General features: G+C 57.0%; 9 protein-coding genes. 5 read left to right on the forward strand and 4 right to left on the reverse strand.

Translation table 11 applies throughout. From position 1 onward, the window contains the following. The first annotated feature begins 5 nt into the window (after positions 1-5). The 5 genes from ACKLNI_RS05200 to ACKLNI_RS05220 all read left to right on the forward strand — a co-directional run bounded on the left by ACKLNI_RS05200 (position 6) and on the right by ACKLNI_RS05220 (position 6312). Complete coding sequence (locus ACKLNI_RS05200) at positions 6-1601, forward strand: FMN-binding glutamate synthase family protein (RefSeq protein WP_413717986.1); 1596 nt, start codon at positions 6-8, stop codon at positions 1599-1601. Beyond that, positions 1591-2154, forward strand: coding sequence for a hypothetical protein (locus ACKLNI_RS05205; RefSeq protein ID WP_413717987.1), 564 nt, complete (start codon positions 1591-1593; stop codon positions 2152-2154). Before ACKLNI_RS05200 ends, ACKLNI_RS05205 begins: the two co-directional genes overlap by 11 nt. 2 nt (positions 2155-2156) lie before the next feature. Beyond that, positions 2157-3560, forward strand: a complete 1404-nt coding sequence (gene mgtE, locus ACKLNI_RS05210) for a magnesium transporter (protein WP_413718066.1) — start codon at positions 2157-2159, stop codon at positions 3558-3560. 38 nt (positions 3561-3598) lie between these two features. Further along, on the forward strand, positions 3599-5083 hold the full coding sequence (locus ACKLNI_RS05215) for an NAD-dependent succinate-semialdehyde dehydrogenase (RefSeq protein ID WP_413717988.1): 1485 nt from the start codon (positions 3599-3601) through the stop codon (positions 5081-5083). 395 nt (positions 5084-5478) lie between these two features. Next, complete coding sequence (locus ACKLNI_RS05220; RefSeq protein ID WP_413717989.1) at positions 5479-6312, forward strand: DUF481 domain-containing protein; 834 nt, start codon at positions 5479-5481, stop codon at positions 6310-6312. 632 nt (positions 6313-6944) lie between these two features. Here ACKLNI_RS05220 and ACKLNI_RS05225 read toward each other — a convergent pair. The 4 genes from ACKLNI_RS05225 to amt form a co-directional block, all read right to left on the reverse strand. After that, positions 6945-7964, reverse strand: a complete 1020-nt coding sequence (locus ACKLNI_RS05225) for an IS110 family RNA-guided transposase (RefSeq protein ID WP_413717990.1) — start codon at positions 7962-7964, stop codon at positions 6945-6947. 204 nt (positions 7965-8168) lie between these two features. Further along, entirely contained in the window at positions 8169-8801 is a 633-nt protein-coding gene (locus ACKLNI_RS05230) for a tyrosine-type recombinase/integrase (protein WP_413717991.1), read from the reverse strand. A gap of 818 nt (positions 8802-9619) precedes the next feature. Then, a complete protein-coding gene (locus ACKLNI_RS05235) occupies positions 9620-10339 on the reverse strand; it encodes a Crp/Fnr family transcriptional regulator (protein ID WP_413717992.1) in 720 nt (239 codons plus the stop codon). A gap of 105 nt (positions 10340-10444) precedes the next feature. Next, the gene (gene amt, locus ACKLNI_RS05240) at positions 10445-12505 is read right to left on the reverse strand and encodes an ammonium transporter (protein ID WP_413717993.1); all 2061 of its coding nucleotides are present in this window, start codon (positions 12503-12505) and stop codon (positions 10445-10447) included. Positions 12506-12770: the final 265 nt, after the last annotated feature.

Here is a 12770-nt window from a genome sequence, read left to right on the forward strand (position 1 = left end):
TAATCGTGCGGTTCTTTGCATTCGTTGGATCGGTGGTTCTGGCGTTTCTGTGCGTCATCGGCCTGATCTGGTCACCTTGGTTCCTGATCGGTGTCCTGGTTTTTGGAGGTCTTTCCGCCCTGGGCGTCTACGACGTTACACAATCGGGCCACGCTATCCTGCGGAACTATCCTGTCATAGGGCACATGCGGTTCATGTTCGAAGGAATCCGGCCCGAGATAAGGCAGTATCTGATCGAAAGCGACCAGGACGAAGAACCCTTCTCTCGTGACAAAAGGTCCATCGTCTATCAACGGGCAAAGGGCGTGGAAGACGAACGACCCTTCGGCACACGTCAGCGGGTCTATGATTCCGGCTACGAATGGATCACCCATTCCGCGTCCCCGAAGCATATCGAGGACCACGATTTCCGCATACGCATCGGCGGCCCCGATTGCGAAAAACCCTACGATGCGTCGATCTACAACATTTCTGCCATGTCGTTCGGTGCTCTCTCGGTCAATGCTATCCTTGCGTTGAACAAAGGGGCCAGAAAGGGCGGCTTCGCCCATGACACCGGCGAAGGCGGGATCAGCCGCTATCATCGCGAAGGCGGTGGTGACATCATCTACGAGATCGGATCAGGCTATTTCGGCTGCCGCATGCCGGAGGGGCGCTTCGACGTCGAGAAGTTCCGCGAGCAGGCCGCGGATCAGCAGGTGAAGTTGATCGAGCTGAAGCTCAGCCAGGGAGCTAAGCCCGGTCATGGAGGGGTGCTGCCTGCCTCGAAGATTTCGCCGGAAATCGCCGAGGCGCGCGGCGTACCGATGGGGCAGGATTGCATGTCCCCAGCATCGCATCCCGAATTTTCGACCCCCCTCGAGATGATGGAATTCATCAAGCTCCTGCGCGACAACGCCGACGGGAAACCGGTCGGCTTCAAACTATGCATCGGTCACCGGCGGGAATTCATGTGCATGGTCACAGCGATGCTGGAGACCGACATCGTTCCCGACTTCATCGTCATAGACGGAAAGGAAGGCGGAACCGGCGCCGCGCCTCTCGAGTTCGCCAACCACATGGGCATGCCTTTGGTCGAAGGCCTTGTCTTTGCGCACAACACGCTGCGCGGCGCCGGGTTGAGAGATCGGCTCAAATTGGGCGCTTCGGCAAAACTCGTGACCTCGTTCGACATCGCAAAGGCGCTTGCGCTTGGCGCCGACTGGGCAAACTCGGCGCGCGGGTTCATGTTCTCGATCGGATGCATACAGGCGCAGGCATGCCACACGAACCACTGTCCGGTCGGTGTTGCCACGCAGGACAAATTGCGACAACGCGTCCTCGACGTCTCGAGCAAGTCAGAACGCGTCTACCGGTTCCACCAGAACACGTTGAAAGCCCTGGCGGAAATGACGGGTGCCGCCGGTCTGACGCATCCGGGCGACTTCAGACCTCACCACCTTCTGATGCGCGAAAGCGACCGCGACATGGTGACGGGCGAGGACGTCTATCCCTATTTGCCGGACGGTTTCCTTCTTCGCGAGGAAGAAGACAAATTCGGTTACCTCAAGCGCTGGAGCCGCGCCCGGGCGAACAGTTTCGAGCCTTTTGATGTCGTCTGACCCGGTTCTAACGTCGGGTGCCGCCAAGGCGGAGACCTTGTGCGACCGGGAATGGCCTCCCGCCCTGACCGTCATGCCATCCGGCCGTGCGGATGGACTGAATGTCTATCCAATCATGGCGCGACACTCTGCGCCTGCGCAGGCTGGTCTTGAACCCGTCAGTCTTCGGACCGGCCGCCGTCTCGGCGCAGAGTGGGATCGGTCGCAGCCCATCGAGCTTGGCAGGCGCCGCGGCCTTTCCGATGCCCGAATTGGCTCGGCGCGCGCGCCTCTGGCGGACATGACGGGCAACGACGCACCTCGCCGCAAGGCTGTCGGTCAGGTTCTCGACGCATCTCGATCGGCTGAAGAAACGCTCGAAGCCATCACCCATCGCTTTGGAAAGCCTGCTTTGTACGGTTCGATGGCGACGGTCGGGCTTTGCCCCAGACGGGGTTTCGGACCGAACCACTTCAGGGTGCCGATTGACAGGGACAACCGGGCAGGCCTTGAGGCCGGGCCGCTGGATGACGCGCGGGGCGAGAATTGCCCCGATGCGGAAAAGGGTAGGTGACGATGTCGAACGACCAGAAAACACAGGACCGAGACGACACGGACGTCGCCGACGAAGCGCAGTCCCGAACCATAAGAGAACAGCTCAAGGAAGCGGTCGATGCCCGCGACGCGGAGTCAATAGAGGCGCTTCTCGCGCCCCTTCCCCTCAGCGGGAAGATGCGCCAGCTGCTTGCCCTGTCTGTGGGCGACCGCGACGTCCTGCTCAGCCTGGTTCACACCGACGTTGCGGCCGATCTTCTGGAAGAAGCCCCGCACGAGGCGGCGATTGAGCTGGTCGAACGCATGGAGGCGGCCCGGGCGGCCGAGGTTCTTGGTGAACTCGACTCAGACCTTCAGGCCGACCTGATTGGCGATCTGGAAACGGAAGAGGCCGAAGACATTCTGGCCAAGCTGGATCCGGAAGATGCGGCCGATGTAAGACGCCTTGCAACCTACTCGGACGATACTGCCGGTGGCCTCATGATCGCCGAGGCGTTTTCCTTCCAGTCGACGGCTACCGTGGGCGCCGTCTTGCGCAGCATGGCCAGCGAGGACGACGACTTCGAACGGTATCGCGGTCAGCATCCCTACGTGCTTGACGATGACAATCGCCCCGTAGGTGTCGTTTCGCTACGAGGATTGCTGACATCCAAGCGGAGCGACAAGCTCACGGCCATCATGTCGACGCCGTTGACGGTCGACGTCGACACATCGCTTGATGAACTGCAGGACATTTTTGACGGCAACAACTTCCTCGGCTTGCCGGTCGTCGAGAAGGACGGACGGCTCGCCGGCGTCGTCTCGCGCAGCGCCGTCGACGCCGCCGCCCTTGAGCGTTCCGAAACCGAAAGCCTGAAACGGCAGGGCGTCGTCGGCGATGAAGTGCGCGCAATGCCCTTGTGGTTGAGATCGCGCCGCCGACTAGCCTGGCTTTCGGCCAATATCGTACTGAACATCATCGCTGCCAGCGTCATCTCGGCCTATGAAGAAACCCTGGCGGCGGTCATCGCCATCGCAGTTTTCCTGCCGATGGTCTCGGACATGTCAGGCTGTTCCGGCAACCAGGCGGTCGGTGTCACGATGCGCGAGCTTTCACTGGGAATCGTTCAGCCCAAGGATGCGTTCCGGGTTTGGCTGAAGGAAGTCTCGGTCGGCGTCATCAACGGGCTTGCCCTTGGTGTGCTGATCGGCATCGTCTGTTTCGTCTGGAAGGGAAACCCGTATCTAGGTGTGGTGATCGGCCTCGCGCTGGCAATCAACACGGTCATCGCCGTGTCCATCGGCGGCGTCGTCCCCCTACTGCTGAAACGCCTGAACCAGGATCCGGCGGCCGCCAGCGGGCCGCTTCTGACCACAATCACCGACATGGCAGGGTTCTTCCTCGTGCTCAGTTTGGCCACGATGATGATGCCGCTGCTTCTGTAAACACAAACACAAACACGAAAAAAGAAAGGGCAGTAGACATGCTCGACCAAGTGACCAACCTCAGCGATCTTTTGAAAGACCCCTCGCTGTTTTCCACGAAAGCCTACGTTGGCGGAGAGTGGATGGATGCCGGCGACGGAAGCACGTTCGAGGTCACCAACCCCGCGCGGGGGGATGTCATCGCCCGCGTGGCCGACCTTTCGCGCGGAGATGCGAATTGGGCGATCGCCTGTGCGGATGCGGCGCAGAAGAAATGGGCGGCCCACACCGGAAAAGAGCGTGCCGCGGTGCTGCGTGAGTGGTTTGACCTCATGGTCGCGAATGCGGACGATCTGGCCACGATCTTGACCGCGGAACAGGGTAAGCCCCACGCCGAGGCAAGGGGTGAAATCCTTTACGGCGCGTCCTTCATCGAATGGTTCGCCGAAGAAGCCAAGCGCGTTTACGGAGAGACCATTCCGGGCCACCAGCGTGACAAGCGCATCACGGTCATCAAGCAACCGATCGGCGTTGCCGCGTCGATCACGCCGTGGAATTTCCCCAACGCCATGATCACGCGAAAGGTTGGCCCTGCTCTTGCCGCAGGCTGCGCTTTTGTCGCCAGACCTGCCGCGGAAACCCCTCTGTCTGCCCTGGCGCTTGCGGTTTTGGCCGAACGCGCGGGCATTCCCAAAGGCGTATTCTCGGTCATTCCGTCGTCGCGATCATCCGAGATCGGAAAGGAATTCTGCGAGAACCCGGCGGTGCGGAAGCTGACCTTCACAGGCTCGACCGAGGTTGGGCGCATTCTGCTGAAACAGGCCGCCGATCAGGTCATGAAGTGTTCGATGGAGCTGGGCGGCAACGCCCCCTTCATCGTGTTCGACGACGCAAATCTGGATGCGGCGGTCGAAGGGGCGATGATCTCGAAGTACCGCAATAACGGGCAAACCTGCGTCTGCGCCAACCGCATCTACGTGCAAGCCGGCGTTTACGACGCCTTCGCCGCCAAGCTCGCTGCCGCGGTCGAGAAAATGACCGTTGGAGACGGTTTGATGGAAGGGTCACAGCTTGGTCCGCTTATCAACGAGGACGCCGTCGGAAAGGTGTCCGAGCACATTGCCGACGCGGTCGCGAAAGGCGGCAACGTCATGACGGGCGGAAAGCCGCATGCCTTGGGCGGAACCTTCTTCGAGCCGACGATCATCACAGGCGCCACGCAGGACATGGCATTCGCGAAGGAAGAGACGTTCGGTCCATTGGCACCGCTCTTCATGTTCGAGACTGTTGACGAGGTCATCGGATATGCGAATGACACGATCTTTGGATTGGCCGCCTATTTCTACGCTAATGACATTAGCCGTGTCACAAAGGTCGCCGAGGCGCTTGAATACGGCATGGTCGGCATCAATACCGGTCTTATATCTACTGAAGTTGCCCCTTTTGGTGGCGTCAAGCAGTCCGGGTTGGGGCGAGAGGGTAGTAGGCACGGAATGGACGAGTTCCTTGAGATGAAGTACCTCTGCGTGGCAGTGGACGTTTGAACGGTCACGGTCTCCGCTGAGGCCTCAGCTTTGTCCGTAAACTTGTGTCGCTCAGGCTCCCTAGGCTGCAGAGAGAAATCTTGCACCATGGTCGCGCAGGCATATTCTTTGGCCGGAGCAATGGAGACCCGAATACAAACGCTCTGATGATCCACTGGTAAAAGAGCTCAGATTCAAGTAGTCGATAAAAATATATTTATCGTCTCAAGTCTGCCAGGTCACTTGCATTGATAACATTGATTTATTGTTTTGATCGGTGAATAAGTTGTGCTGCAACTGCACAGTTTTGTCCGGGTCGTGTTCAATTCCATGCCAAAGATCTAACTATCGGTCTCAAAATCACTAAATGAGCCGGGTGCGGAGGTTCTCTGCACATCTTACTTAAGGATCCCAACATGAACATACCTCTGCGCGCCTTTCTCGGCGCCGCCGCTATTGCCACGTCGCTTGCGACCGTTGCATCGGCACAAACAGTTTTCACCGGCACCAATGTTGCCGCGGACCGCAACGAAGACCTGCTGGAAGCCATCGAAGATGATGCTGAGCGCGATCTGGACCGGTTCGGCAACGAAGGCCGCCCGCAGGGCTTCGCGGGTTCTGTCGCTCTGCGCGGCATCGCTAGCTCGGGCAATACCGACAGCGTCGATGTGGGTATCGGCTCCGACCTTGGCTACGTCTGGGGGCCGAACGGTATCGAGTTGCAACTTAGCTACACCTACGGCGAAGACGACGGCGTGAAGAACGACGAAAGCCTGTTCTACGGCTTGGAATACACCCGCGACTTCAATCCAAAGGTCTTTGGCTTCGCAAAAGTTCAGGGTTCGGTCGACAAGTTCTCAGCCTTCGACAGCGACACCTTCGTCAGCTTCGGCGCCGGTTACCGCGTCTTCAACGAGGCCGACCGTCAGTGGTCGGTGCAGGCCGGTCCCGGTTATCGGTTTGCCGAACTCAGTGACATCACCTCGGGCGACATCAGTGAAGGTGCTTTCGGCGTTTCGTCCGATTACGCACAGAAGCTGACCGACACCGTGTTTCTGACCAACGACACGGACATCATCACGTCGAGTTCCGACACGGTCGTCTACAACGATCTTGCTGTTAGCGTTTCGATGACCGACAGCCTTGCGCTTCGGTCGAGTATTCTTACCGAGTATCACACCGACCCGACACCGGGCTTCAAAAGTACCGACAACACGTTCGGTCTCTCTCTTGTTTACTCGTTCAACTAAGGCCAGCACGTCCCTCGTGTGACCTTACTTTGAGACTTGGGCGGCAACAAACGTTGCCGCCCTTTTTTTATGCTCTCCTAAATCCCGAAACTAGTCTTCACTTCTGCTTCATCCTTTGGATTTGCTCTCTTGGTGGTTCTCGAATCATTTTCCAAGCACTTATCTTCGCTTTCCGTCCGTCTCAGTATACTTGGCCGGCTTTGAGCCGTCCGCATTCTCATCGATTGCAATATTCGAAGGAGACTGGTTCCCCAAAGATAGTCTCCTCAAAGAGTTCTCCGACATTGCACTCCAATTCCTTGGTCTAGTTCACCACTCTTTTCTGTAGCTTTCTCGTGCGAATCGCTTCTTCACGAGCAAGAGCATGGGCGACTTGATGACCGCTTCGTCCTGTGTGGATGGCTCCTGCTTGGCAAGACGTTTTTGTGAGGGGTGTCTGGTCAGAAGCGGTCTTGTGTCCGGCCTGTTCGCGCGGTGCGTGAGACCGCTGGCCCTGATGGGTTCCGCAGATCGAGTCCCATTCTGCAGAGCGGACACGGGAGGTCCGGGACAAAGCACGGGGTGTCTCGATCGTTGGGCTGACCTTTGCCATCACATCCTGCGTCTTGCTGTCTGGTTGATCCTTTCGACCGTTAGATTGCCCTTATCCTGTAGTCCTGTTCTCTCGTGAGCACCGCCCAGATGATCCGAGCTGTCTTGTTGGCCATTGCGACGGCCGCCAGCTTCGGAGGCTTGCGCTCGAGGATGTCGGCAAACCAGGGATCGAACTGCTCAGGTCGTTGCTGGATCTGCTTGATCCGTGACGTCATGCCGAGCACCAGCAGGCGCCGGATGTATCGGTCCCCCATCTTCGAGATGCGCCCCAATCGCTCCTTACCGCCGCTTGATCGGTTCAGCGGTGTGAGGCCGAGCCAGGCCGCGAAGCTGCGCCCGTTGGAGAACTGAAGGCCGTCCCCAATCGAGGCGACGATGGCGGAGGCGGTAATCGGTCCAACGCCGGGGACCGTCCTCAATCTGGCGACGCGTGCGTCGCGTGATGCAGCCCGGTTCAGCTGACGGCCATACCAGAGCACTCGGCGGTGCAGGGCCACGAGCTGGTGACAGAGATTGGTTACAACATCTCTCGCGAGGTCGGGCAGGCTCTGCTCAACGCCTTCAAGGCAGTGCCTGGCGAAGGCGATGGCGTGACCCGCGCCTTGCCGGACAACAATCCCAAACTCGGCCAGAACGCCTCGGAGCATGTTCACGATCTGCGTTCGCTGTCGGACGATCAGGTCCCGCACGCGGTGTAGGGCCAGCGTCGCTTGTTGCTCCGGCGTCTTGATCGCCACGAAGCGCATGGACGGGCGCGTCACTGCCTCGCAGATCGCCGCAGCATCGATCGCGTCCGACTTTCCGCGCTTCACATAGGGCTTCACATAGGCCGGCGGGATCAGACGGACCTCGTGTCCGAACTTCGCAATCTCCCGCGCCCAGTAATGGCTTGTGCCGCACGCCTCGATGCCAACAAGGCATCGTGGGATGCTCTCGAAGAAACGGTGCACCTGGGCGCGCCGAAGCGAGCGGTTGAAGACGACCTCGCCCTCCTCGGTGGCGCCGTGAACCTGGAAGACATTCTTGGCCAGATCGAGGCCGATGGTGGTAACTTGCATGGGGTGGCTCCTCTCTCGCAGTTCTAACAACTGCACTATGGCGCATCGCGACGCCGATGGAGCAGGAGCCATCCATCCCATCTGCGGAGCGGCCATTGACCGCAAATTGACGAAGGTCCGCTGTCCTAAGCAGCGGCCGCTTGCGTCTGGACGTTCGGGCATCCGGTTTGAGATGACGAACGGCTTCTGCCGTCCGCCAAATTCTTAAATGTCGATCTTCTCGGCGATACTCAATGCATCGTCGAGTTCGACTCCAAGGTATCTGACCGTGCTGTCTACCTTCGTGTGTCCGAGCAGAAGTTGGACTGCTCGAAGATTGCCGGTCTTTTGATAAATCAGCGCTGCCTTTGTTCGCCTGAGAGAATGCGTCCCGTACCCGCAGGGTTCTAGTCCAATGACCGACACCCAGTTGCGGACGAGACGCGCGTATTGCCGTGTCGAAATGTGGGACGAGTCGTGGAATCTGCTCGGAAAAAGGAACGCGCAACCGCGCATGGCTGGCGCTGTGATCCACTCAAGCACCGATCGCCGTGTATTCTCGGACACCTCGAATTGAACTGGTCGGCCCGTCTTTCGCTGGATGACCGACACGCGGTCTCTAACGGCTCCAGCTACGACGAGATCGGCCACTCTTAGTCGAACAAGATCGCACCCGCGAAGTTTGCTGTCGATCGCGAGGTTGAACAACACGAGGTTGCGCTGGTTCCCGGCGAGTTCGAGCCGCGCACGAATTGCCCAGACCTGTCTTGGCATTAAAGGGCGTTTCTGACCAATCAGTCGGCCCTTGTTCCACGGCGGCCGAGATGGCCTGATTATTGGAAGTTGGATACTGGACATGGTTGAGTCTCCATCCAGCCCTCCCACACCAGGCATCGGCACCCTGCAGACCTGCGCACTCTACCGCCTTTGCCACCAAAAGATGGATTGTTCCCGTCTGAGACCGCGGTCGACCACCTCTAATGACCGCTTTCGATTGGCACAGACGTCCGACGAAGTAGAGCCAACGACCGCTGTGCGGACAGAGCGGTCATCGCCACATCCTAGCGGACTCAGGACCCATTGACCGACGATCGCTGCGAGGTGGCACAGAGAGCGGTAGAGAAATTCCGTCCCAGACGGAAGCCGCCGCTCACCTGCTTCATGGTGGACGGCGGCTTAGACTGATTTGGAGTTCATCAACTTGGCTAGGCGGTTAGAAACTCTACTACCGGAACTTCTAGGCAGTAACCGCAGTACACTTTAATCCTTCTCCTGCCGCTGAGAGCTGATTATGGTCGTCGCAGGCTCACTAGCCAAACAGGGTTACGGGAACTGGACCACTAGCATCGAATTTGCCTTCAGGTACTATTCGGCCTTTGCGCGTCATTGTGTAGAAAACACCTCTGTAACACATCTGAGCCGGAGACGTGTAATGCGTTGACGCGTTTTGCACTCCATTATGATGAAGGCCCCTATAAATTAGTCCTAATGGTTTTCGGGCCTCTGAAGCGGGAGCCGGAATGTGAGGATGTCCGCGATAAATCAAGGTAGTCATTGTTTAGTCTCCTCCAAGCGAAATCCGAAATTTCTACTCTGAACCGGTACTGCAAGGAGGTTGCCAGAAACCAAAACCTCTGGCTGTGAACTGGATCACAATGACGGTTCTCAAGTGCCAATCAACCTGACAAAATCTCAGCTGCTTCTGCACGTGCGGCAAGCCTCTTGAGGTCCTTTATGATAAGGCGTCCGCCTTCTTGGACGACTAGTCCGTCATGCTTCAGAACCCTAAACTGCTTATTCACCGCCTCCCTGCTCACACCGAGCAACTGTGCTAAATCAGTTTGGGAGAATTGTCTTGAAAAGTGCGCTATGTTACCTGCAACTTCGGCATGGTCTAGAGCGAGTTCATGTAGTTTCCGTGCGAGCCGCGCATCCAGCGCGGTAAAGGCAAAACTGTTAATCGTCGCAAGATTGTGACGCAATGTCTCGCAAAGCGCATATAGTAGTTGCCGTGCAAGAGCTGGATCGCTGGCCAATGCCTTATCTACAGCGCTGGAAGGAAGGAAGAGACACTCAGTCATCCCTACAGAAGTGGCATTTGCGGTCCGCGTCAAACCGTCTAGCAGTGCAATTTCGCCGAAGGGGTCGCCTGGTCCCAAGAACGCAAGTGTAAACTGTCTGCCATGACTGTCTGCAGTCCATATCCGCACTTCTCCAGAAAGGACGACGCGTAAACCGTCCGCCTCGTCCTCAACCTCGAAGATCACCTGGTCAGACGAATATTTTTGGATTGAGCTGGCGCGTGCGAGTGGTTCCAAGCTCTCCGGATGCACTTCGGAAAAAAGATAGCAGCCACGGATAGCCTTAATCGTGCTATGTTCTTGGCGCTTGGCCATTTATTGCCTTTGCTTGCTGCGCTGCCATGGGCTAGCTGACTTCACCATAGACCTGCAAATTGGAGGGTCATTCTCTCATAAATCCCTACATTCTTCTAACGGCGCCTAAATTTCTTGATCCGATTTCAGAAAGCGAGAGAATCCTCTCTTTGTTTTTTTGAGCTCTGTTCTTCGCCCTTCGATAGAGTAGATAATCGTCGGCCCGATCCCCTTCAGACGAACCCGACTCTGCCGTTCATGAATGAACTCCCCGCCAATTCGATCAACGACCGCTTGACTTGCACTGATCTTACCAGGCACGCCAGCCTCCTCGATCCGTGATGCCATATTCACTGTCATGCCCCAAAGGTCGTAGACGAAACGCAGGTCGCCCACGACGCCAGCTACGAGTGGTCCGCTGTGTATACCAATTCGAACATTTAACTCGCGCCCCATACCGAGGCCCATTTGTCGTGTTTGAAACAAAATCTCGATGGCTGCGTCGACAGCAATGGCGCAGTGATCGCTCTGTTCGTTGGTCACACCCGAGACATACATATAGCTGTCCCCGACGGTCTTGATCTTTTCCAGATCATAATCCGTTATGACTTCGTCGAATTTGCCGAAAAGGTCACGCAAAAGAGCAATTGAATCTTCAGGTGGCACGCTGCCCGCGTATTCAGTGAAATCGACGATGTCGACAAAAACAACCGTGGCATCCGTGATCTGATCAACAATCTGGCTGCTGCCGTCGTTCATTCGCGCGGCAATTCTCTTCGGTAGGATACTTTCCAAGAGTGTGTTTTTTTGCTCAAGCAGATCGGCGAGTTCGATCTGTTGCTGCTGCGCCCTCGAGAAAGAGCGCTCGAGTTCAAACAGCACTGAATTATAAAACAGGCCGATCTGTCCAACTTCAGTGAAAGGTGACTGGGGCGCGCGGGCCGAAAGATCCCGGTCGCGTGCCTGTCTCTGCATGACTTCGAACAACTCGTTCAGGTCCGTGTTCGCCCCATGCTCGCCGACGTTCAGGCCAATCGTTTCCACATGCTGTGTGACTCTAAGGGGCAAGACGCGATTGAGAATGTGGAGCAATATGAATCCACCCAATGCCGAGAAAAGGCAAATCGTGATAATCCCCACAATCTGAATGCCCAGTTGCGACCCTGCACTTGTCCCCAGAGAATCGGCCCCAAACAATCCCACAGCAAGTAATCCCCACAGACCGGCGAGGAAATGCACTGATACTGCGCCGACGACATCGTCGATCTTCAATCGTTCGAGGGCCCGATCACCGAAAAAGACTACTAGGCCACCCACGGCGCCGATCAAGACAGCTTCGCGAGGACCAAAAAGATCGCAACCCGCAGTAATTGCGACCAGTCCACCAAGTCCCCCGTTCATGCCGAAAAATACGCTGGGCTTTCGTTCAAAAATCCAAGAGACGCCGAGGCCAAAAAGGACACCGGATGCTCCGCTGATCAACGTATTCAGTAGTAGTGCCGGTACTTGGGATGTGAATCCCAACGCACTTCCCCCATTGAATCCGAACCATCCAAACCAAATCAAAAAAACACCGAGCATCGTTAGAGGCAAATTGGAGCCATTGAATCGACGCGGCTGCCCCGTCTCCAAAAACCGACCCTCCCTAGGCCCAAGAACGAGAATCGCCGCGAGCGCCACTCCTCCGCCAACAGCGTGAACGACACCCGCACCCGCAAAGTCGTGGAATCCTGCTATGCCGAGCCACCCGACAGGATCACCAGCAGTGTCAGTCGCCCACGCCCAGTGGCCGAAAACGGGATAAATAAAAGTCACCGTAATTGCAGTGATCACGAGATAGGCGTGAAAAGCGCACCGCTCGGCCACTGCACCTGACAAGATGGTTGCAGCAGTGCCGCAGAACATCGCTTGGAAAATGAAATAAACATAGGCATCAGTTTCGCCGAGCTTCCCGAATGCAAATTCCGAAGAGCCGAACAGCCCCGACACGCTGCTTCCGTACATAAGGCCATAACCAACCGCCCAGTAGAGCAGCACCGAGATTGAGAAATCGCTGATGTTTTTTATGGCGACGCTAATATTGTTCTTTGTTCGCGTAATCCCAGCTTCGACACACATGAAGCCAGCTTGCATCATAAAAACAAGGGCCGCACACAACAGGATCCAGACCTGATCAATCCCGCTCATTGACCGACGATTCTCTCGTTTGCTGATTTGTGTATTGCGAGTTCCCGCCCAGAAAAGTTTGGCGAGCCAAGCGTTGCGAGAACTTGTCTTGGGGAATGTCCCGATTGGTAAGGCAGGCCTTTTACTTCCAAGACCTGTCGCATCAGAGTGTCTCGCAAAACAGGAGTCTGGACTGCATTTTTTGGAGGCCCGCTCTCTAACGCGTATCTGCGCTCCTCTTTAGAGACGCGTTTCGACATATTGGCCCCCCTCAGCTCGGACTCAG

The organism is Silicimonas lutimaris, assembly GCF_047314965.1.
Classification (GTDB): domain Bacteria; phylum Pseudomonadota; class Alphaproteobacteria; order Rhodobacterales; family Rhodobacteraceae; genus JAVJUV01.